General features: G+C 69.7%; 24 protein-coding genes and 1 pseudogene. 16 read left to right on the forward strand and 9 right to left on the reverse strand.

What is annotated here, in order from left to right; genetic code table 11:
- Positions 1–15: 15 nt before the first annotated feature.
- The 3 genes from V6S85_RS18555 to V6S85_RS18565 are packed head-to-tail and all read right to left on the reverse strand — an operon-like array spanning position 16 to position 1,326.
- A complete protein-coding gene (locus V6S85_RS18555; RefSeq protein WP_116569063.1) occupies positions 16–507 on the reverse strand; it encodes a hypothetical protein in 492 nt (163 codons plus the stop codon).
- A gap of 55 nt (positions 508–562) precedes the next feature.
- Positions 563–862, reverse strand: a complete 300-nt coding sequence (locus tag V6S85_RS18560; RefSeq protein WP_116569062.1) for a transcriptional regulator — start codon at positions 860–862, stop codon at positions 563–565.
- Positions 859–1,326: a hypothetical protein gene (locus V6S85_RS18565; protein WP_243410618.1), complete on the reverse strand. Its 468-nt coding sequence runs from the start codon at positions 1,324–1,326 to the stop codon at positions 859–861. Before V6S85_RS18565 ends, V6S85_RS18560 begins: the two co-directional genes overlap by 4 nt.
- 189 nt (positions 1,327–1,515) lie before the next feature.
- On the opposite strand from V6S85_RS18565, the gene V6S85_RS18570 reads away from it, so the two are divergent.
- From V6S85_RS18570 to V6S85_RS18615, 10 genes and pseudogenes are all read left to right on the forward strand, one after another.
- Positions 1,516–2,673, forward strand: coding sequence for a lipase family protein (locus tag V6S85_RS18570; protein WP_334349862.1), 1,158 nt, complete (start codon positions 1,516–1,518; stop codon positions 2,671–2,673).
- A gap of 68 nt (positions 2,674–2,741) precedes the next feature.
- Entirely contained in the window at positions 2,742–2,957 is a 216-nt protein-coding gene (locus V6S85_RS18575; RefSeq protein ID WP_116569059.1) for a ParD-like family protein, read from the forward strand.
- Entirely contained in the window at positions 2,954–3,700 is a 747-nt protein-coding gene (map, locus tag V6S85_RS18580; RefSeq protein ID WP_334349863.1) for a type I methionyl aminopeptidase, read from the forward strand. Before V6S85_RS18575 ends, map begins: the two co-directional genes overlap by 4 nt.
- 201 nt (positions 3,701–3,901) lie before the next feature.
- Positions 3,902–4,669, forward strand: a complete 768-nt coding sequence (gene yaaA, locus V6S85_RS18585; protein WP_334349864.1) for a peroxide stress protein YaaA — start codon at positions 3,902–3,904, stop codon at positions 4,667–4,669.
- Positions 4,670–4,765: 96 nt separating this feature from the next.
- On the forward strand, positions 4,766–5,563 hold the full coding sequence (locus V6S85_RS18590; RefSeq protein WP_116569056.1) for a 3-hydroxybutyrate dehydrogenase: 798 nt from the start codon (positions 4,766–4,768) through the stop codon (positions 5,561–5,563).
- 82 nt (positions 5,564–5,645) lie between these two features.
- On the forward strand, positions 5,646–6,707 hold the full coding sequence (locus V6S85_RS18595) for a patatin-like phospholipase family protein (RefSeq protein WP_334349865.1): 1,062 nt from the start codon (positions 5,646–5,648) through the stop codon (positions 6,705–6,707).
- Complete coding sequence (locus V6S85_RS18600; protein WP_101717207.1) at positions 6,704–7,135, forward strand: NUDIX hydrolase; 432 nt, start codon at positions 6,704–6,706, stop codon at positions 7,133–7,135. The genes V6S85_RS18595 and V6S85_RS18600 overlap by 4 nt, the downstream gene beginning before the upstream one ends.
- Before the next feature lie 135 nt (positions 7,136–7,270).
- Positions 7,271–8,446: an alkaline phosphatase family protein gene (locus tag V6S85_RS18605; protein ID WP_334349866.1), complete on the forward strand. Its 1,176-nt coding sequence runs from the start codon at positions 7,271–7,273 to the stop codon at positions 8,444–8,446.
- 33 nt (positions 8,447–8,479) lie between these two features.
- Positions 8,480–9,244, forward strand: a pseudogene (locus tag V6S85_RS18610) (alkaline phosphatase family protein); the annotation flags it as partial.
- 110 nt (positions 9,245–9,354) lie between these two features.
- A complete protein-coding gene (locus tag V6S85_RS18615; RefSeq protein WP_164467264.1) occupies positions 9,355–9,495 on the forward strand; it encodes a hypothetical protein in 141 nt (46 codons plus the stop codon).
- Between the two features lie 5 nt (positions 9,496–9,500).
- Here the strand turns inward: V6S85_RS18615 and V6S85_RS18620 are convergent, their stop codons facing one another.
- Positions 9,501–10,574: a hypothetical protein gene (locus V6S85_RS18620; RefSeq protein WP_334349867.1), complete on the reverse strand. Its 1,074-nt coding sequence runs from the start codon at positions 10,572–10,574 to the stop codon at positions 9,501–9,503.
- Positions 10,575–10,759: 185 nt separating this feature from the next.
- On the opposite strand from V6S85_RS18620, the gene V6S85_RS18625 reads away from it, so the two are divergent.
- Positions 10,760–11,725, forward strand: a complete 966-nt coding sequence (locus V6S85_RS18625; protein ID WP_334349868.1) for an NAD(P)H-dependent flavin oxidoreductase — start codon at positions 10,760–10,762, stop codon at positions 11,723–11,725.
- 159 nt (positions 11,726–11,884) lie between these two features.
- Here the strand turns inward: V6S85_RS18625 and V6S85_RS18630 are convergent, their stop codons facing one another.
- Both V6S85_RS18630 and V6S85_RS18635 read right to left on the reverse strand, forming a co-directional pair.
- Positions 11,885–12,889 carry a L,D-transpeptidase gene (locus V6S85_RS18630; protein ID WP_334349869.1) on the reverse strand — a complete coding sequence of 335 codons (1,005 nt, stop codon included), beginning with the start codon at positions 12,887–12,889 and terminating at the stop codon, positions 11,885–11,887.
- A complete protein-coding gene (locus tag V6S85_RS18635; protein ID WP_334349870.1) occupies positions 12,886–13,284 on the reverse strand; it encodes a hypothetical protein in 399 nt (132 codons plus the stop codon). The genes V6S85_RS18630 and V6S85_RS18635 overlap by 4 nt, the downstream gene beginning before the upstream one ends.
- 112 nt (positions 13,285–13,396) lie before the next feature.
- Between V6S85_RS18635 and V6S85_RS18640 the strand changes: the two genes are divergently transcribed.
- The 5 genes from V6S85_RS18640 to V6S85_RS18660 all read left to right on the forward strand — a co-directional run bounded on the left by V6S85_RS18640 (position 13,397) and on the right by V6S85_RS18660 (position 17,144).
- Positions 13,397–14,413, forward strand: coding sequence for a 2-hydroxyacid dehydrogenase (locus V6S85_RS18640; RefSeq protein ID WP_334349871.1), 1,017 nt, complete (start codon positions 13,397–13,399; stop codon positions 14,411–14,413).
- A 6-nt stretch (positions 14,414–14,419) separates the two neighbouring features.
- On the forward strand, positions 14,420–15,229 hold the full coding sequence (locus V6S85_RS18645; RefSeq protein ID WP_334349872.1) for a bestrophin-like domain: 810 nt from the start codon (positions 14,420–14,422) through the stop codon (positions 15,227–15,229).
- A gap of 152 nt (positions 15,230–15,381) precedes the next feature.
- The gene (locus V6S85_RS18650; protein WP_334349873.1) at positions 15,382–16,044 is read left to right on the forward strand and encodes an RcnB family protein; all 663 of its coding nucleotides are present in this window, start codon (positions 15,382–15,384) and stop codon (positions 16,042–16,044) included.
- 23 nt (positions 16,045–16,067) lie between these two features.
- Complete coding sequence (locus V6S85_RS18655) at positions 16,068–16,598, forward strand: hypothetical protein (protein WP_116569047.1); 531 nt, start codon at positions 16,068–16,070, stop codon at positions 16,596–16,598.
- 18 nt (positions 16,599–16,616) lie between these two features.
- Positions 16,617–17,144 (forward strand): hypothetical protein, encoded by a 528-nt coding sequence (locus tag V6S85_RS18660; protein ID WP_334349874.1) that lies wholly within the window; start codon positions 16,617–16,619, stop codon positions 17,142–17,144.
- A 34-nt stretch (positions 17,145–17,178) separates the two neighbouring features.
- Here the strand turns inward: V6S85_RS18660 and V6S85_RS18665 are convergent, their stop codons facing one another.
- From V6S85_RS18665 to V6S85_RS18675, 3 genes are all read right to left on the reverse strand, one after another.
- Positions 17,179–17,439 (reverse strand): YjhX family toxin, encoded by a 261-nt coding sequence (locus V6S85_RS18665; protein WP_334349875.1) that lies wholly within the window; start codon positions 17,437–17,439, stop codon positions 17,179–17,181.
- A 164-nt stretch (positions 17,440–17,603) separates the two neighbouring features.
- Positions 17,604–18,407 carry a CPBP family intramembrane glutamic endopeptidase gene (locus tag V6S85_RS18670; RefSeq protein WP_165828980.1) on the reverse strand — a complete coding sequence of 268 codons (804 nt, stop codon included), beginning with the start codon at positions 18,405–18,407 and terminating at the stop codon, positions 17,604–17,606.
- A gap of 2 nt (positions 18,408–18,409) precedes the next feature.
- Positions 18,410–19,210 carry a MipA/OmpV family protein gene (locus V6S85_RS18675; protein ID WP_334349876.1) on the reverse strand — a complete coding sequence of 267 codons (801 nt, stop codon included), beginning with the start codon at positions 19,208–19,210 and terminating at the stop codon, positions 18,410–18,412.
- Positions 19,211–19,233: the final 23 nt, after the last annotated feature.

Here is a 19,233-nt window from a genome sequence, read left to right on the forward strand (position 1 = left end):
AAAGGGCGGCCCGCGTCACGGCTTGGCGGCCGCCCGCTGGAGGTCGCCGTCGCGATAGGTCGACAGGCGTTCGAAATACACCGAACAGATGCCGGCCTGCGGGCTGAACATCTGGCGGATGCGGGTCTGGCCGGGCTCGTCGTGCCAGATGAACAGAAAGAACAGGACCTGGTCGGAGACCACCAGCGGCTTGCCGCGCTGGCGCAGGATGGCGTCGCCGACCGCCTTGCAGGATTGGGCGGGCAGCTTGACCCCGACGCGCTCGAGGCCCGCGGGTCCGTAATAGAGCTCCGCCTTGCCCTTCACGCCTTCCAGCATGAACGGCCCGGCGCTCTTGACCTGGCCGACGTCCATTTTCTCGCCGGACTTCACCGGCTTCAGATCCGGCATGGCGGCCTGGGCCTGCTCGGGCGTCATGCCCCACTCGGTGGCCTCCCAGCCGGCGAGCGCCGCCCCGGGCGCGAGGCCCAGGACGAAGGCGAGGACGAAGCCGAGGAAAAGGCGCATGCGAGAACTCCGTTGCCCCCACAAGACCCATGCCTGAAAAGCTTGGCAATACACCTCAGATCTCCGGCACGCCCGCCATCATCGCCTTCAGCGCCGCCAGGTGCCCTTTCAGCGCCTTGCGGCCAGCGGCGGTCAGCGAGGCCCAGGTGCGCACCCGGCCGTCGGACGGGGTCTTGGCGACCTTGAGATAGCCGGCCTCTTCCAGCGTCTTGAAGTGCTTGGAAAGCACCGACTCCGAGACATCCAGCGCCTCGCGCAGGGTGGAGAAGTCGATGGTGTCGACACCGGCCAGCATGCAGCAGATCTGCAGGCGGTTGGGGGCGTGGATCACCGGATCGAGGGCGGCGGCGCTCACAGAGAGCCGCCGTCGCGCAGGTCGCGGCGGAACGCGGCCTCCCAGACGAAACCGCCGATGGTGACGATCACCGCGATGACCGCGCCGACGACCAGCGGCCCAGCGGCCAGGCCGTGCTCGCGGGTCAGCCAGGCCGAGCCCAGGACCGACAGCGCGGTCAGCACCGCCAGGACGACCGACACCCAACGCGTGCGGCCGGCGCGATAGCCGTTGATCCACAGGCCGGTGCGGCGCTTGTAGGCGCGCACCAGCAGCAGCAGCCCGACCACGAACACCAGGTAGGCGCCGAGCATCAGCGGGACCGCCTGGCCCTGGACCGCCACGAGGCCGCCGGTCAGCAGCCCCAGGGCCGGGTGATACCAGATCGGCGCTCGGGCGCGGCGCGCGAGGTCGGCGTTGGCGGCCTCGACCTCGGCCAGCATGCGGGCGGCCTCGGCGGGATCGATCGAGGAGGTGGGGCTCACGGGCGTTTCCTTACTTTCCATATCGGAAAGCTAGCGATCACTTTCCATATCGGCAAGTAGAAACTTTCCACGATGGAAAGTAACTCGACGCGGGGCCCATGTGCGGCCGGTCACATCTTGAAGTTGAAGACGTGATACCGTCCCCTTCGACACTCCAAGGGCCCGGCGCCCAAGCCATCGGAGGCGACCATGCCGCAGACCGCCGCGACCAGCCTGACCCTGCAGCAGCAGGCCTTCTGCCTGTCCTGGCTGTCGAACGCCGCCTCCGACAAGGTCGACACCCTGGCCAATCTCGAGGCCCACGTGCGCCAGTCGGTCGAGACCTTCCTGACCGACAACGCCAGCAGGATCGCCGACTGGTCGATCGCCTGGGGTCCGGTGGCGTCGAGCCACGAGGGCGCCGACCCGACCGCGCTCTACTACGCCGACAACATGCTCTACGCGGCGAGCGCCACGGTCGCCGGCGCGCCCTGCCTGGTGGTGGCCATGGCCGGCACCAACGAGGACGACGCCTACGACTGGCTGGCGGAAGACTTCTCGATCGTCCGCCAGGTCGACTGGCCCTACGGCAATGGCGGCTTCGACGGCGCGCCCGCGCCGAAGATCTCGCACGCCACGGCGACCGGGATCGCCGCCCTGCTGGCCCTGCGCGATCCCCAGGCCGGCGGGATCCAGGCCTTTGTGACCAGCTGGACCAAGGCCAATCCCGGCGGGACGGTGATCTTCGCCGGCCACAGCCTGGGCGGGGCGCTGTCGCCCAGCCTGGCCATGGCGGCCCTCGGCCAGAACGGCGGCCCGTTCGTGGGCGCCACCGCGCTGACCCTGCCCAGCGCCGGCCCGACGCCGGGCAATCCCGACTTCGCCGTGCTCTACACCCACTTCTTCCCGGCGCCCGCCCCAGGGTCGGCCAACGCCGGCCCGGTCCCGTTCAACACCGACCTCGTCAACGCCCACGACGTCGTGCCCACGGCCTGGAACGACGTGAAGCTGACGGGCTTCTTCACCAACACCGGCGACATCGCCTTCAAGCTGGCGATGGACGCCCTGCTGGCCTCGCTGGACGGCCTGGCCCACGGCCTGATCGGCTTCAACAGCTACCAGCCGATCGCCCACCAGACCTTCGCGGCCGATCCGCCCGACGTCGACTACGACAGCCTGCAGGGCTATTTCGGCCTGATCGTCGCCAACCACCTGGCGGCCTATCCGACCTATGTCGGCGTCGACGACGCGCTCACCGAGACCACCGCGGCCATGACCCGCGCCACGCTGCGCCAGGTGCAGACCCACGCCAAGCGCCTGACGGCGGCGGCCAAGAACCAGGGCGCTGTCGCCCAGGCGGCCCAATAGGGTTCTTGCCCCCGGCCACCGCTCGACCATATAAGTCATATACGAAACGTATATGCGAGAGCGAGGCCATGGGCATCGTCAACATCGAGGACGAGCTGCACGAACAGCTGCGTCGGGCCAGCAAGGCCTCGTACCGGTCGATCAATGGCCAAGCGGCCTTCTGGATCAGGATCGGCATGCTCAGCGAGCTGAACCCCGGCCTGACCTTCCAGGAACTGGTGGCGCGCGAGCTGAAGGAGGCCGGCGTCGATGCGCCCCACCTGCCGGCGACCACCAGCGCATGACCATCGACAACGAGGACCAGCTGGACAAGCTGCGCGCGGTCGGCGCCCTGGTGGCCCGCACGCTGACGGCCATGGGCGCGGCGCTGGAGCCGGGCATGACCACCCGCGAGCTGGACGACATCGGCCGCGCCCTGCTGGAGAAGGACGGCGCGCGCTCGGCCCCGGAACTGACCTACGACTTTCCCGGCGCGACCTGCATCTCGGTGGGCCCCGACTGCGCCCACGGCATTCCGGGCGATACGGTGATCAAGGCCGGCGACCTGATCAACATCGACGTCTCGGCCGAGCTGGACGGCTATTTCGGCGACACCGGGGCCAGCTTCTCCGTGCCGCCGACGTCCAAGCGCATCGAGCGCCTGTGCCGCGACGGCCGGCGGGCGATGTGGGCCGGCATCCGCGCGGTGCGGCCCGGCGGCCGGCTGAACGAGATCGGCCGCTCGATCGAGGCCTTCGCCGACAAGAACGGCTACAGCCTGGTGCGCAACCTCGCCAGCCACGGGGTCGGCCGCTCGTTGCACGACGCGCCCAAGGAGATCCCCACCTGGCATGAGCCGCGCGACCGCCGGGTGATCACCGAGGGCCTGGTCTTCACCATCGAGCCCTTCCTGTCGCTGGGCGCGGATTGGGTCGAGGAACTGGACGACGGCTGGACCCTGCGTCCGCCGGGTCGCGAGGCCACGGTGCAGTACGAGCACACCCTGGTGGCCACCCGCAACGGACCGCTGGTGCTGACCCTGGCGTGAACGGGCGCGGGCAAATTGCCCGCGAAGGCGGGGACCCAAGCTGACTTTCAGGATCGACCAGATACCGCGCCAAGACCCGCTGACTCGGCTTGGATCTCCGCCTTTGCGGGGATGCTCGGCGGAGAAGCGATCGACCTTAAGGGTCGGCTCCTCAGCCCCCGGTGCTGGCGAAGCGAGACCAAAGCCTCTATCTGCACCCCCATGCTGATGGTCATCTCTCCCGCCAAGTCGCTAGACTTCACCGCCCCGGATCAGGTCCTTCCCCTGACCACCCCGGCCCTGAAGCCGCAGATCGCGGAACTGGCCAAGGTCACCCGCAAGCTGACGGCGGCCGACCTGCGCCGGTTGATGCACATCTCCGAAAAGCTGGCCGACCTGAACCGCGAGCGGTTCCAGCATTTCGACCCCGAGGTCGAAGACGGCCTTCAGGCGGTGATCGCGTTCAACGGCGACGTCTATGCGGGCCTGGCCGCGCGCGAACTGGACCGTCCGGCCCTGGAGTGGGCGCAAGGCGCCTTGCGCATCCTGTCGGGCCTCTACGGCGTGCTGCGACCGCTGGACGCCTTGCAGCCCTATCGCCTGGAGATGGGCACCCGGCTTAAGACCAAGCGCGGCGCCAACCTCTACGACTTCTGGGGCGAGACCATCGCCAAGACCCTCAACGAGGCCGCCGCCGACCACGCCGACCCGACGCTGGTGAACCTGGCCAGCCAGGAATATTTCGGCGCCGTCGACGCCAAGGCCCTGAAGCTGCCGGTCGTCACCTGCCACTTCAAGGAAGAGAAGGCCGGGGCCCTGAAGGTGCTGGGCTTCTACGCCAAGAAGGCGCGCGGCCGCATGGCCCGCTACGCCATCGAGGGCCGTGTCGAGAAGGCCGAGGACCTCAAGGCCTTCGATCTCGACGGCTACAGCTTCCGTCCCGACCTCTCCACGCAGGCCGACTGGGTTTTCGCTCGCCCGCAGCCATAATTTCATCTATCGGTGAATTTATAAGCGCTCGCTCTTCGCGATAGCGAGCTATATGCTGCAATGCAGCAAGTCGGGCAGGACAGCAGGAGCGCGCCGATGGCCGTGGATTTCGGGTTGCAGGGTCAAGTCGCCATCGTCACGGGCTCGACCAGCGGCATCGGGCACGCGCTCGCCGACGCCATGGCCGCACAGGGCGTCAACATCGTGCTCAACGGCCTGGGCGAGATGAACGCCATCGAGCGCACCCGCGCCGAGATGGCCGAAAAGCACGGCGTCGAAGTGCTCTACCACAGCGCCGACATGACCAAGCCGGTCGAGATCGCCGACATGGTGCGCGCCGCCAAGGCCGAGTTCGGCGAGCTGGACATTCTCGTCAACAACGCCGGCGTCCAGCACGTGGCCCCGGTCGACGAGTTTCCCGACGACAAGTGGGACCTGATCATCGCCATCAACCTGTCGTCGGCGTTCCACGCCGCCAAGGCGGCGATCCCGATCATGAAGGAGCAGGGGCGTGGGCGGATCGTCAACATCGCCTCGGCTCATGGGCTGGTCGCCTCGCCCTACAAGTCGGCCTATGTGGCCGCCAAGCACGGCATACTGGGCCTGACCAAGACCATCGCGCTCGAGGTCGCCCAACAGGGGATCACCTGCAACGCCATCTGCCCCGGCTTCGTGAAGACCCCGCTGGTCGAGGCCCAGATCGCCGACCAGGCCAAGGCCCGCGGCATCAGCGAGGAGGCGGTGATGAAGGACGTGATCCTGGCCGCCCAGCCGACCAAGCAGTTCGTCACCGTCGAGCAACTGGCCGGCCAGCTGCTCTACCTGGTCAGCGACCTGGGCGCCTCGGCCAACGGCGCGGCCTTCACCGTCGACGGCGGCTGGACCGCGCAGTAGCCTTCACGTCGGTCGGTTCGGGGGCGGATCGACAGTCGAAACCGAAAGACGAGCATCAGGCTCCAAGCACGAAGGCCGCCCCATGCCCATCGCGCCGCTGAGGAAGAAGCCCAAGGGGCCGCGCCCGATCAGCCTGGCGCTGCAGGGCGGCGGGGCGCACGGCGCCTTCGAGTGGGGCGTCATCGACCGCCTGCTGGAGGAGGAGGGCCTGGAGATCCAGGCGATCACCGCCGCCTCGGCCGGGGCCATGAACGCGGTGGCCTTCACCTCGGGCCTGATCGCCGGCGGCCGCGACGGGGCCAAGAGCGCGCTCGACGACTTCTGGAAGCAGGTCAACCGCAACGGCGGCCGCAACGTCTTCGGCGACACCAGCATCTGGACAAGCGCGTTCGGAGGCGCGACCGACTGGATCAAGAACACGCCCGGCTGGCGGATGGCCGAGACCCTGGCCCTGTCGCTCAGCCCCTACGAATTCAATCCGTTCAACCTGAACCCGCTGCACGACATCCTCGACGAGACCATCGACTTTGCGGCCCTGCGCGAGCGTTCGCCGGTCAAGCTCTACATCTCGGCCACGGCGGTGCGGACCAGCAAGGCCAAGGTGTTCCGCGAGACCGAGCTGACCGCCCGCCACGTGATGGCCAGCGCCTGCCTGCCGCAGGTGTTCCAGGCGGTCGAGATCGACGGCGAGCCCTACTGGGACGGCGGCTTTCTCGCCAACCCGCCGCTGTGGCCGCTGTTCTACGACCAGACCCCCGACGACATCCTGCTGGTCAGCCTCAACCCCTTCGTCCGCGACGAGACGCCCAAGTCGCCGGGCGAGATCATGGACCGCCTGAACGAGATCACCTTCAACGCGGCGTTGTCCTCGGAGCTTCGCGCCATCGGCTTCGTGCAGAAGCTGCTCGACGAAGGCCTCTTGAAAGACAATGCCCGGGGGCGCTATCGGCGCATGCTCGTCCACGCCATCAAGGCCGACGGGCCGCTGGCCGACCTGTCGCTGGCGTCCAAGTTCAATACCGAGTGGAGCTTCCTGACCGACCTCAAGGCCCGCGGGCGCAAGGCGGCGGAAGACTGGCTCGGCGAGTGCATGTCCCAGGTGGGCGAGCGCTCGACGGTAGATCTGAAGTCTGGTTTCGCATGATTACCCCCGCCCCGACCCCTTCTCCCACCGCCGGCGTCATCTGCCTGCGGGGGCATGAGGTGCTGCTGATCAAGCGCGGCACGCCGCCTCGCCTGGGCCAATGGAGCCTGCCGGGCGGGCGCATCGAGTTCGGCGAGACGGCGGAAGCGGCCGCCCTGCGCGAACTGCGCGAGGAGACGGGGGTGGAGGCCAGGCTTCTGGGCCTCATTGATGTCGTCGACGGCGTCTTCACCTCGCGCGAGACCGGCGAGACCACCCGCCACTTCGTGATGTTCGACTACGCCGCCGAATGGACCGGCGGCGAGCCCCACGCCGGCGACGACGCCGCCGACGCCAGGTTCTTCACGCGGGAGGAGGCCATGGCGGCGGTCGAATGGGACCTGACCCGCCAGGTCATCGCGCAGACCTACGACCTGTTCCGGCGATAAGCGATCGCGCCCAGGCGCAAGTAACAATCGCACAAAGAAATATTCTATTTAAGGTTGCGATCGCCACTCTCTGGACGTGATGCTTCTCCTCGCCTGGCCGCGCCCTGACGGCGACCGGCCCAAGGGGAGGCGTCGATGTCCACCAAGCACTCCTGCCAGATCTACATCCAGAGCAACGTCGGCGATCCGACCATCGTCACGCTGTGGCACAAGAATTCCGACTACGGCATATCCAGCCAGACCTGGACGATCCCGCCCAACGGCAAGGTCGGTCCGATGACCGTGTTCTTCAACACAGGCCTGGGCTCTCTGACCGTGAAGGACTACTGGGCCGTCAAGCTGGTGGTCGAGGAGGGCACGGCCCATGGCGTGTTCCACAGCGTCGGCTCGGACAACTGGACCGAGTGCCAGCTGCAATCGCCCGACGCCGGGCAATCGATCACCCTGACCGTCGACACCGGCGCCCTGAAGATCCCCCTGCCCTCGGGCGGCACGTCCGCGCAGATGCAGATGACCTCGCCGCTGGCCCAGGTCGACAACGTCTTCGTGCTGATGCTGGAGAACCACTCGTTCGACAACATCTTCGCCTTTTCCGGCATCCCGGGGATCGTCGGCTCCTCGAGCCAGAACATGAACGAATACAAAGGCGTTCAATATTTCTGCGCCACGCCGGCCCCGACCGCCATGCCCACCGATCCCGGGCACGAGTTCGCCGACGTCTACGAACAGCTGTGCGGCGAGGGCGCCGTGCATAGCCCCTGGTCGAGCTACGGATCGCCCACGGCGACCGGCTTCGTGGCCAACTACGCCACCAGCACCAGCGAGCTCAAGGACCACAACCCCGCCTACCTGCCGACCCAGGCCGAGTATGGCGACATCATGCTGTGCTTCGACACGCCCAACCAGCTGCCGGTGATCTACCAGCTGGCCACCGAGTTCGCGGTCTGCGACCGCTGGTGGTCGTCGCTGCCCGGCCCCACCTGGCCCAACCGCTTCTTCGTGCACGGCGCCTCGTCGGCCGGCTGGTCGGACTCGCCGGGCGAAAGCTATATCGCCAAGTGGGAGACCGTCAGCGGCTTCACCTATCCCAGCGGCGCCTCGATCTACGACCGGCTGAACACCGCCCACATGAACTGGCGGATCTATGTCGACGAGGAAGGCAACACCCTGGGCGGCATTCCCCAGGTGTCGTCGCTGAAGGGCGTGACCTACAAGATCGACACCGAAGCCTTCTCCAGCTTCGCCGACGACCTGCTGGGCCCCTACCCCTACCCCTACACCTTCATCGAGCCGAACTACGGCGACATCTAGGGCGGCACCTATGTCGGCGGCTCCTCGCAGCATCCCATGGACTCGATGGCCAAGGGCGAGGCCCTGATCAAGGCGACCTACGAGGCGATCCGCAATTCGCCGGGCTGGGCGCGCAGCCTGCTGATCGTCACCTATGACGAACACGGCGGCTTTCACGACGCCGTCACCCCCTACGGCGCAACGCCGCCGAACGACGGCTCGCCCCAGGACGTGGCGATCAACTCGGGCGGCTTCCTGTTCGACCGGTACGGCGTGCGGGTGCCTGCCGTGATCGTCTCTCCGCTGATCCCGAAGGCCTCGGTGAGCCATACCCAGTACGATCACGCCTCGGTGCCGGCCACGCTGGAGGCCCTGTGGGGCCTGCCGTACATGACGGCCCGCGACCAGCACGCCAGCACCGTGCTGCCGCTGCTGTCGCTGGCCACCGCGCGCACTGACTGCCCGGTGACCCTGAACGATCCGGCGCCCGAGGCGGTGGCCGCTTCGGCGAGTCCCGCGCCAATGTCGGCCGAGGTCGCGGCTCAGCCCCTGCCTGGCGCCGGCAACACCATCGGCTTCCTGCACATCATGGCCAAGACCGACCTGGCCCTGACCAATGGCGACCCGGCCGCGGGTGCGGCGATCCAGGCCCGGGTGGCGGCGATCAAGACCCGGGGCGAGGCCGAGGCTTACGCCGCCGAGGTGACCGCCAAGGCCGCCGCGGCGCGGGCCGGCGTCGAAAAGACGAAAGCCGCCGCCGCGGCCTTCGCCTCGCCCAAGCCGCCAGAGGTGATTTCTGGACCCGAAAGTCCAGAATAAGGTATTGAAATTTATACACTTGTCGAACCAGAGCTTCGGTGAGACGCTTTCCTCGTGACCGGCAGCCTCGACGTCAGAGCGCGGCGCCGGCTCACGAGGAAACGAGAGAGATGACCCCGCAAGACATCGTGGGCCTGACCCCGCCGCGCGGACTTCTGGCGATGATCGCGCTGATGCTGTCGGCCATGGCCGCCTGCTTCTGGACCCCGGAGCTGGACCCCGAACGCATTCTCGACGACGAGCGCCGCTGAGGCGCTTAAGGCCTGTAGTTCCCCCAGCCCCAGCAGCCGGGGCGCGGCGCGCCGGCCAGCCCTTCGCCGTCGACGCATAGCAGGCCCGCGTGCGGCCCCGCGCCGCCCGGCGGCGAAATCCAGGTCACCACCCCGTCCTCCACCCCGACCAGGACCGCGTCGCGCTTGTCGGAGAGATTGCGGCTCTTCCAGCCGCCCAGGTCGATGGTCAGCACGCCATAGTCGGGACGGTTCGAGGCGTGCCAGCGCAGGCCGTCCTGGTCGCGCGCGAAGGCCTTGGGGTCCCGCGGCAGGCGCTGGCCCACGCTCAACCCCGCCAGGATCGCCGCCCCTCGCTCGCGCGCGCGTTCGCGATCGCGGTTCATGGCCGGCAGCTTCACCGCGAACGGCAACAGGGCCAGGCCCTGCATGTCGCTGTTGCTCAGCCCCGGGCGCCTGGCGGACTTGCCCACGACCGGCGGGCGCGGCCCCGGCGCGCAGGCTGCCGACAACCGATCGGCCGGATCCGCCGCGTCCTTCGACCAGCGTCCGAGAAAGCCCCGCCCGTCCTCCAGCGGCAACTGGCCGAAGGCCGGCGCGAACGGCGAGGGACGGCTTTGGCGGACCCAGCGCTCATGGGCCTTGCGATCCTCGAGCGGCGGGGCCGGCGGCCGGGGTCCCGCCGCCGTCCGCACCGGCCTCAGCACCGCCGCCAGCCGTCCGTCGCGGAACGCCAGGACCGGATCGCCCTTTCCCGGTTCACCGGCGCCCGAAGCCAGCCGCGAGCGGCAGATCGGGGCCTCCGGGTCGAGGGGGCCGTCGCCATAGGTGCGCCAGACCGCCTGCTGGCGCAGCCGCCTGGGATCGGCGACCAGCTGGTCGAGGGTGAAATAGACGTCCGTTCCGCCGCCGTGGGCGACCTCGAAGCCGCGCGTCAGCGGCGTTTCGGACGGCGCGCCGGTCAGGCGGGCTCGCACCTCGACGGGCGCCAGCCCGATCAGGTCGCCGATCGCCGCCTCGCCGGCCGCCGCCTGCGATGCCCCGCTCGCCAATACCAGCAGCCCGGCCAGGGCCGCCGAAAATCCGATCCGCCTGCTCATGCCAGCCTCCCAGATCCAACCTGGAGAGGAAAACACGACCAAGGCTCGCCCGCCACAGGAAAGTGAGTGAACAATCACATCCGCTTCACAAGGCGCCGTCGCGGAAGGATTGCGGCGGCCGGCGTCGGGCGCACACTCATCGCCCAAGGCCCCGCCGAAGGGCCGCAACGATAGGGAGACCCGCCATGGCCCTGCGCACGCCGCTGTGCGACCTGCTGCACGTCGAGCACCCGATCCTGCTGGCCGGCATGGGCGGGGTGTCCTACGCCCCGCTGGCGGTGGCGGTCTCCAGCGCCGGCGGCTATGGCGTGCTGGGCATGGCCGGAACCTCGCCGAACTTCATCCGCCAGCAGATGCGCCAGGTGCGCGCCCTCACCGACAGACCGTTCGGGGTCGACCTGCTGGCCGCCACGCCCGACGCCCTGACCGCCAGTGTCGACGTCATCATCGAGGAGGGCGCCAGCGCCTTCGTCGCGGGCCTGGGCGTGCCCTCGCCGATCATCGAGCGGCTGCACGCGGCGGGCCTGAAGGTGATGGTGGTCTGCGGCACGGTGCGCCATGCCCAGAAGGCGAGCGACGCCGGCTGCGACGCGGTGATCTGCCAGGGCGGCGAGGGCGGCGGCCACACCGGCCTGGTCGGGACCCTGCCGCTGGTGGCCCAGGCGGTGGAGGCGGTCGACATTCCGGTGATCGCGGCCGGCGGCCTGCACGACGGCCGGGGCCTGGCCGCCGCCCTGGCGCTGGGCGCCCAGGGCGTCTGGATGGGCACCCGCTTCATCGCCAGCGTCGAGGCCCACGCCGGCGAGGTCTATCGCGACGCCGTGCTGGCCGCCCGCGACGAGGACACCGTCCGCACCCGCTGCTATTCGGGCAAGCCGATGCGGGTGCGCGCCAACCCCTATGTCGACGACTGGGAGACGCGCCCAGGCGAGATCCAGCCCTTCCCCTTGCAGGCCATGGCCAGCGTCCAGGCAGGCGTGCTGGGCGGCATCGGCGGCCAGACCGAGGGCCTGGACCCCGACCGCTCTTGCCTGGCCATGGGCCAGAGCGCCGGCGGGATCCGCCAGGTGCTGCCGGCCGGGCGGATCGTCGCCGACCTGGTCGCCGAGGCCGAGGCGGCCATCCGGCGAAGCGCGGCGCTGGTGGCGTGAGGGGGTCTTTCCTTCCCCGTTCCACCTATCCGTACAATCCCCGCGAAGGCGGGGACCCAAGCCGACGTTCAGCTGGCGTGGCGTCTCTTTTGACAAGCTCTTGACGCCGCTTGGATCCTCGCCTTCGCGGGGAAGCTCGGTTGAAAAGGGCCTGCGAACCTACCGCCCCGAAGACAGCACCGTCAGATGCTTGCCGGTCGTGTCGGGCAGCACCGGCGACTGGGTGGCCAGGATCGTCGTGCCGGGGACGATCACCGTGCGCACCGCCTTGCGGAAGCCGTCGGGCATCCTGGTCTTGGCCATCAGTTCGGGATCGAGCGGCCGGTCGGCCTCGTCCTCGTGTCCGGGCGCGCCGACATAGGCCCAGCGCGGCACGCCGCCCTCGACGCCGGTGCAGACCAGCACGTGGGTCTGGAAGTCCTCGTCGGGAAAGACGACGCCGGCGCGGCCGATCTCGACGCCGTTGCGCAGCACCACCGCTCGGCTGTCGCTGCGCGAGGCGATGATAGTGACGGGCCCCGTCGGCGCGGCCTCCGGCGCCCAGCGCCAGTCCTCGCCGTAGGGCGGCGGTTCGGCCCCGTCTTCGAAGCCGGCGTTCATCGGCATGCCCAGAACCCCGGCGGCGCTGGGCATGTCGGCGGGCGGGTCGCCGGCCTTGCCGACCACGATCACCGTGCCGCCCATCGGCGTGATGCCGAACAGCAGCTTGGCGAAGCCCATCGGCAGGTGCACGCAGCCGTGGCTTTCCGGATAGCCCGGCAGGCCTCCGGCGTGCAGCGCCACCCCGTCCCAGGTCAGCCGCTGCTGATAGGGCATGGGGGCGCTGTTGTAGAGACTGGACCGGTGGTCGGCGTCCTTCTGCAGGATCGTGAACACCCCGGTGGGCGTCTCGTGACCCTCCTTGCCGCTGGACACGGTGGAGACGGCGATGCGCACGCCGTTGCGATAGACCGTGGCCAGTTGCCGCGACAGGTCGACATGCACCACGACCGGCCCCTTGGGCGCGATCTGCGGGGCCCACACCCATTGGCCGGGCTTGAGGCTCTCGCTCGTACGGGCCAGTTCCACCGCCGAGCTGGCCTTGGCGCCCTGGGCCAGGGCCGCGCCGGGCGCCATCAGGCCGGCGGCCAGGACGAGGCCGAGTTCACGTCTCGAAAGGCTCATCTGGCGGCGATGGTCAGGGTGTAGCTGGCGGTTTCGTTGCGGCGCGCGGCGTTGCGCATCAGGTAGACCTGCACGGTGTAGTCGCCGCTGGACGGGATCTTGACCGTCGCGCTGTTTCCCGAGGTCGAGCCGATGAACAGCGCCGCGTCCGCGCCAGGGGCGGTGATGTTGAAATAGGCCGAGGCGTTGGTCGGCTTGAAGTCGACCTTCAGGGTCTGGCCGGCCGCGACCCCGACCTTGTAGTTCACCGCGCCGTAGCCCTTGATCGAGCCCTTGATGGTCTTGGAAGAGGTCCCCTTGGCGAAATGCACCGTCTCGGTGCGGGGAGCGTCCTGCGCCAGGACCGGCGTGGCGGCGGCGAGCAGGCAGAGCGCGGCGAGCGTGCGGGCGAACATGTCGATCTCCTGGGCGGCGAAGGCCTTCAAGCGAGGATAGGTTGAGCCCCGGGCTAGGCGCAATCGCACGAACCATCGATAGTCGCCGCATTCCACAGTCTGGAGCTTGCCCGTGCGCGTCGCCGTGTTTTCGACCAAGGCCTATGACCGTCGCTTCCTCGACCGGGCCAACGCCGCCGGCGGCCACGCCATCGACTATTTCGAGGCCCGGCTGGACGCGACCACCGCCGCCCTGGCGGCCGGCTATCCGGCCGTCTGCGTGTTCGTCAACGACCGGCTGGACGCGGCGGCGCTGAGGATCCTGGCCGCCGGCGGCACGCGGGCGGTGGCCCTGCGCTGCGCCGGCTACAACAATGTCGACCTGGCCGAGGCCGAGCGGCTGTCGATCACGGTGGTGCGGGTGCCGGCCTATTCGCCCGAAGCGGTGGCCGAGTTCACGGTCGGCCTGCTGCTGGCGCTGGACCGCAACATCGCCCGCGCCTGGGGCCGGGTGCGCGAGAACAACTTCGCCCTCGACGGCCTGATGGGCCGCAACCTGTCGAGCCGCACCGTCGGGGTGGTCGGCACGGGCCGCATCGGCGCCCTGGTGGCCAGGACCCTTCGCCTGGGCTTCAACTGCCGGGTGCTGGCCAGCGACGTCGCCGAAGATTCCGAACTGGTCGCCATCGGGGTGGAGTACGTGGACCGCGAAGCCCTGCTGCGGCAGGCCGACATCGTCACCCTGCACTGCCCGCTGACGCCGCAGACGCGCTACCTGATCGACGCGGCCGCCATCGCCGCCGCCCGCGACGGCCTGACCATCGTCAACACCAGCCGCGGCGCGCTGATCGACACCGCCGCCCTGATCGACGGCCTCAAGAGCCGCAAGATCGGCGGGGTGGCGCTGGACGTCTACGAGCAGGAGGCCGACCTGTTCTTCGAGGACCTGTCGAACGAGATCGTCCAGGACGACGTCTTCCAGCGCCTGCTGACCTTTCCCAACGTGCTGATCACCGGCCACCAGGCCTTCCTGACCGAAGAGGCGCTGTCGGCCATCGCCGACACCACCCTGGCCAGCCTTTCCGAGATCGAGGCGGGCCAGGATCCGGCCAACCGGGTGACCGCCGACCTGGTCCGGCCGGCGGGCTGATCGGCGATGGACCGGTTCTTCAACCAGGAATCCCTGATCGTCATCGCCGTGGCCCTGTTCGCGCTGCTGGTCGCCGCGCGCGAGGGCGCCTCGTGGCTGGCGCGGCGGCTGGCGGGCGAGCGGCACGTGGTCAGCGAGCCCGGCTACGTGCTGTCGGGGGTGCTGGGTCTGCTGGCCCTCCTGATCGCCTTCACCTTCGGCCTGGCGCTGGACCGCTACGAGACCCGCTACAACCTGCTGGTGGCCGAGGCCGCCGCCCTGAACACCGCCGACATGCGCGTGCGGCTGCTGGACCAGCCGGCGTCCGGGCGCCTGGTCGAACTGGTCAGGGCCTATGCCGAGGCGCGCCTGGCCTATGGCGAGGCCGACGCCGCCCATAAGTCCCCCTTCGCCGAGCAGTCGGCGCGGCTGCGCAAGGAGATCCAGGCCGAGACCCTGCGCGCGGCCCGCAACGTGCGCGACCGGCCCTTCGCGCCGCTGGTGGTGCAGGGGGTCAACGACGCCCTGGCCGTCGGCGTCGAACGCGAGGCGGCGCACAACGCCCCGCTGCCGACGACGGTGATCATGGTGCTGGTGATCTACGCCGTCGTGGTGGCCGCCGTGCTCGGCTACACCCTGCCGGCCACGCACCATCAGCATCGGCTGGTCTCGGGTCTGCTGTTCCTGCTGCTGACCCTGGCCATGACGCTGATCCTGGATCTGGACCGGGCCCGCAGCGGCTCGATCCGCATCGACCAGGGACCGATGCAGCGCCTGGTGCGATCACTGGAGCACGCCCCGCCGCCGGCCCAGCGCGTGGTGACCCAGCCGCATTGAACCGCCCGGCCGCTCTTGAGCGTTTCGCGCAAAAAGGTGCGGCGACACTGAAGCCATGGGTTGAAGCTGGGCCAGATTGGGTCTTTTCTGGCGACCGTACCCGGCATCGACCGGCGCGAGACGTCCTTCCTCCCTTTCCGCAGGAGTCGCCAATGGACCGCCGCAAGCTTCTCACCTTCGGCCTGCTGGCCGTCCTGCCCGGCGTGGCGCACGCCCAGGGTCACGGCAATCATGGCCCTGGAGGTCAAGGTCCGGGCGGCCAAGGTCCCGGAGGCCAGGGACCTGGCGGACAACGTCCCGGCCAGGGCTCGGGTCCCGGATCGGGCGGCGGCCGTCCTCCGGGCCAGGGCTCCGGCCAGGGTCCCGGGCAGGGACAGGGTCCCGGCCATGGGCCCGGACATCCCGGCGGCGGAGGCTCGCAGCCCGGCCGTCCGGGCGGCGGCTCGCCGTCGCGCCCGCCGGCCACCCGGCCACCGACCACCCGCCCGCCATCCGGCCACCGCCCGCCGGGTCGCCCCGGTCCCAACCCGCCGATGGGGCCCCATCGTCCCGGCGCGGGTCGGCCGTCCGGCTTCCGTCCGATCCAGGGCGGCCGCTGGCGCTATCCGCCGGGCCAACGCTATCGCCGCTGGGCCATCGGCGGAATCCTGCCGGGCCTGTTCCTGTCGTCGGGCTACATCTTCGATGACTACTGGCGCCTGGGCCTGGGCGGCCCGCCCTACGGTTATCACTGGGTGCGGTATGGACCCGACCTGCTGCTGGTCGAGTGGCGCACCGGCCGCGTCGTCGACGTGATCTACGGCGCTTTCTACTGATCGCCTCCAGCCAGGAGACCTCAATGAACAGGACGACGAAGGCCGCCGTGGCGGCCGTCGCGGGCCTCAGCGTGCTGGCGACCTCGCTGGCCGCCGCCGCCCAGCCCCGCGACCTGATCGGCGCCCGCGCCGGCCAGGGCGAGAACAGCCTGCGTTCGCGCGGCTATCAGCTCGATCACACCGACGGCGGCGTGCAGTACTGGTGGCATCCGGGCAACCGCGAATGCATCAACCTGTTCGTCGACGACGGCCGCTACGACACCATCGACCGCCGGCCGACCTCGGAATGCAATGCGGGCAAGGGCGGCAAGAAGGACAATACCGGGGCCATCGTCGCCGGGGCCCTGGCCATCGGCATCCTGGCCGCGGCCGCCGCCTCGTCGAAGAAGAAGCACGAGGACGACCGCTACCGCGACGACGACGACCGCCGCCGCGACCCGCCCTACTCCCCGGCCCGGGGCGTCGACTGCTATCCCTCGCAACGGGCCTGCTACGAGCGCGGACGCGGCTATTCGCCGTCGTGGACGTCGCGCGAATTCGGCTACCGCTACTAGAACCCGGAGGACGATATCATGCAGACCCTCCGCTCCCTGACGTTCGCCCTGGCCGCCGCCGCCCTGGTCGCCGGCTGCACGCCAAAGTCAGACGCCAAGAAGGAAGCCGCCACCGCGCCGGCGCCCGTCGGCAAGGACGCCGCCCGCCAGGAGACCGGCGCCCTGCTGGCCGACCTGATGTCGCCGACCTTCACGGTCGAGCAGCAGGGCCGCATCCTCAACATGGGCTACTTCATGGCCGCCTCGTCGCTGTGCGCCGACCTGGAGGTCGATCCCCAGAAGATGGGCCGGGCCGTCGACGCCGTGCTGACCCTGGGCCCGCCCGAGCAGACCGACGCCGAAAAAGCCCACCAGCGCGACGCGGTGATCATGTTCCTGGGGATGGCCAGCGGGGCGATGATCGGCTCGCACGCCGACGACAAGGCGCAGTTCTGCGAGGACGCGGCCAAGGTGAAGGACGGCGCCCCCGAGACCCACCTGTTCGCCGCCGGAACGCCAAGCGATCCCTCGACCGCGCCGGTGCCGGAGACCCCGGCCAAGCCGTGATGGACCGGACGCCTTGGCGTCCGGTCCCCAGCCCCTACCCCCTGTTGTCCAGTTGCGGACGCACGGCCTCGCGGCCGCGGCGGGAGATGCGATAGGGCCCCGATGCGCGGGACTCGATCAGGCGCTTGCGCTTCAGCTTGCCGAAGACCGCCAGGTTGCAGCCGGCGAGCACCAGCCCGTCACGGGTGACGCATTCGACGCGGGTGATGCGACGGCCCTCGTCGCGATAGGCGCGCACGCAGCCGCCCTGGGCCAGGACGTGCAGCACGCGCTGCTCGTCTCTCGAGATATTCATTTGGGAAAAGCCAGTCTGGAGTTCGGCCAAGCCCGAACGCGCCGCGTCAAGCGGCGGTTAGGTTCGGGCTGCGAGCCGCGCGCCGGAGGCGTGCGGCAGCCGTTCAGACAAGCTCAGGCATGAACATCCGGGTTTGATGCCGCAGAACCGTGATCTCCGCAACCTCACGGCTGCAGGATCACCACCAGCACGGCGGCGATCAGCACCACCCCCTCCACCCCATGAATGACCACCGCCAGCCAGTTGGAGCGGAAGGCCTGGGCCGGCAGGGCGTAGCAGAGGCAACTGATCACCAGACCCGGCATCAGCCAGAACTTGTGCACGTGATAGGCCGTGAACAGCAGGCCGTTGCCGAGCCATGCCCACCGCCCCCAGGCCCGCTCCATGCGCGGCAGCAGCACGCCATGGAACAGCAGCGCCTCGCCCAGGCCGTAGTTGAACAGGCTGGAGATGAGGGCGAGTCCCAGGATATCCCACCGCCCCCGCGCCTCGGGCGTGATCAGGTGCTCGATCATCGCGAAGGGCGGCGCAAGGGCGGCCAGTCGCTCGCCCAGGGGCGTGGCCTGGAACAGCAGGGTGGCGGCCTCGTCGCCCAGGAAGCCCAGGGCGACGAACAGCGGGACCAGCAGGAAGGCGCCGATGAACGGCCGCCCCGTCGAGCGCCAGACCGGCGGCGTCAGCCACAGCCGCCGGCGCAGCTCGGGCCAGCGCAGGCTCACGCCTTCCAGCTTCAGCACCACCAGCGACAAGACCAGCTGCCAGGCCATGCCCAGCACCATCATGCGCCAGAAGACCAGGCCCGGCAGCGGATCGCCGGGCGCCATCAGCCGGGGCGCGACGACCCAGGCCAGAACCGCCATCGGCGCCGTGGCCGCCAGCCAGATCAGCAGGATCGCCGCCGTCCGACCGACGGCGACCAGCCGCGCCGGCACGCCGGGCGAGATCAGGGTCGCGTGCACGGGGATCATGCCTAGAACCGGCGGACCAGACCGACGAAGCCGGCGGCGGCGCTCTTCTTGGCCACCAGGGGGCTCTTGGTGATGCCGTCGTCGAACAGCTCGACCTCGGCGGCGGCGATGACATAGGCCCGCTCGCCGATCCGGTAGCGGGCCTGCGCGCCCAGCGACGGCACGACCACCCCGCCCGACGGCGCGCCGCGCGTGCGGCCAAACTCGTAGGCGCGGGCCGCCCCGACCTCGTCGGCCTTCAGGCCGTAGAGCCAGGTGGCGAGCTTCTTGTCCTTCCACGACAGGCCGGCCATGGCCTCCAGCGTCAGCCGCTCCGTCGGCGCGGCCGCCAGGGTCACGTCGAGATTGACCTCCTGGCCCTTGGTCTCGCCGGACACGTCGGCCAGGTATTCCAGGCTGACCATGGCCGGGCCGAAGGCGGCGCTGGCCCGACCGCCGACATCCACGCCGACGTCGCGCTCGAGGAAGGCGAAGTTACGGGTCTCCTTCGGATCGACCAGCTGGAAGCGCGGCGCGATCCGGCCCTCCAGCGTGAAGCGGTCGTTCCCGTAGGCCCTGACCGCCAGGCCGTTCAGGTCGGCGGTCAAGCGGCTGTCCTGGTAGAAGAACAGCGGCAGCACGCCGGTCCCGGTCTTGTCCTTGGCGCTTTCATAAGGGTTGGAGGCGGCGTAGGCGCCGGCCCCCAGCAGGAACAGCCGCTCGGGCTGCTCCTCGGCGCGGGCGGCCTGGGCGCGAGCGGACGGGGCGAAGGCGACCAGCAGGCAGCCGGCCAGCAGGGCGGCGCCGCACAGGCGATCGATCATGACGGTTCTCTTTCGGAACGTGG

The sequence above is a fragment of the Caulobacter sp. CCNWLW153 genome, from assembly GCF_036889365.1.
GTDB classification, from domain to species: Bacteria; Pseudomonadota; Alphaproteobacteria; order Caulobacterales; family Caulobacteraceae; genus Caulobacter; species Caulobacter radicis.

Coding starts and splice junctions, on each gene's coding strand:
- V6S85_RS18575 (WP_116569059.1), top strand. CDS start 2,742: ATGGGCATCGTCAACATCGAGGACGAGCTGCACGAACAGCTGCGTCGG.
- V6S85_RS18600 (WP_101717207.1), top strand. CDS start 6,704: ATGATTACCCCCGCCCCGACCCCTTCTCCCACCGCCGGCGTCATCTGC.
- map (WP_334349863.1), top strand. CDS start 2,954: ATGACCATCGACAACGAGGACCAGCTGGACAAGCTGCGCGCGGTCGGC.
- V6S85_RS18675 (WP_334349876.1), bottom strand. CDS start 19,210: ATGATCGATCGCCTGTGCGGCGCCGCCCTGCTGGCCGGCTGCCTGCTG.
- V6S85_RS18655 (WP_116569047.1), top strand. CDS start 16,068: ATGAACAGGACGACGAAGGCCGCCGTGGCGGCCGTCGCGGGCCTCAGC.
- V6S85_RS18660 (WP_334349874.1), top strand. CDS start 16,617: ATGCAGACCCTCCGCTCCCTGACGTTCGCCCTGGCCGCCGCCGCCCTG.
- V6S85_RS18635 (WP_334349870.1), bottom strand. CDS start 13,284: ATGTTCGCCCGCACGCTCGCCGCGCTCTGCCTGCTCGCCGCCGCCACG.
- V6S85_RS18595 (WP_334349865.1), top strand. CDS start 5,646: ATGCCCATCGCGCCGCTGAGGAAGAAGCCCAAGGGGCCGCGCCCGATC.
- V6S85_RS18590 (WP_116569056.1), top strand. CDS start 4,766: ATGGCCGTGGATTTCGGGTTGCAGGGTCAAGTCGCCATCGTCACGGGC.
- V6S85_RS18615 (WP_164467264.1), top strand. CDS start 9,355: ATGACCCCGCAAGACATCGTGGGCCTGACCCCGCCGCGCGGACTTCTG.
- V6S85_RS18665 (WP_334349875.1), bottom strand. CDS start 17,439: ATGAATATCTCGAGAGACGAGCAGCGCGTGCTGCACGTCCTGGCCCAG.
- V6S85_RS18605 (WP_334349866.1), top strand. CDS start 7,271: ATGTCCACCAAGCACTCCTGCCAGATCTACATCCAGAGCAACGTCGGC.
- yaaA (WP_334349864.1), top strand. CDS start 3,902: ATGCTGATGGTCATCTCTCCCGCCAAGTCGCTAGACTTCACCGCCCCG.
- V6S85_RS18650 (WP_334349873.1), top strand. CDS start 15,382: ATGGACCGCCGCAAGCTTCTCACCTTCGGCCTGCTGGCCGTCCTGCCC.
- V6S85_RS18570 (WP_334349862.1), top strand. CDS start 1,516: ATGCCGCAGACCGCCGCGACCAGCCTGACCCTGCAGCAGCAGGCCTTC.
- V6S85_RS18645 (WP_334349872.1), top strand. CDS start 14,420: ATGGACCGGTTCTTCAACCAGGAATCCCTGATCGTCATCGCCGTGGCC.
- V6S85_RS18625 (WP_334349868.1), top strand. CDS start 10,760: ATGGCCCTGCGCACGCCGCTGTGCGACCTGCTGCACGTCGAGCACCCG.
- V6S85_RS18555 (WP_116569063.1), bottom strand. CDS start 507: ATGCGCCTTTTCCTCGGCTTCGTCCTCGCCTTCGTCCTGGGCCTCGCG.
- V6S85_RS18630 (WP_334349869.1), bottom strand. CDS start 12,889: ATGAGCCTTTCGAGACGTGAACTCGGCCTCGTCCTGGCCGCCGGCCTG.
- V6S85_RS18670 (WP_165828980.1), bottom strand. CDS start 18,407: ATGATCCCCGTGCACGCGACCCTGATCTCGCCCGGCGTGCCGGCGCGG.
- V6S85_RS18620 (WP_334349867.1), bottom strand. CDS start 10,574: ATGAGCAGGCGGATCGGATTTTCGGCGGCCCTGGCCGGGCTGCTGGTA.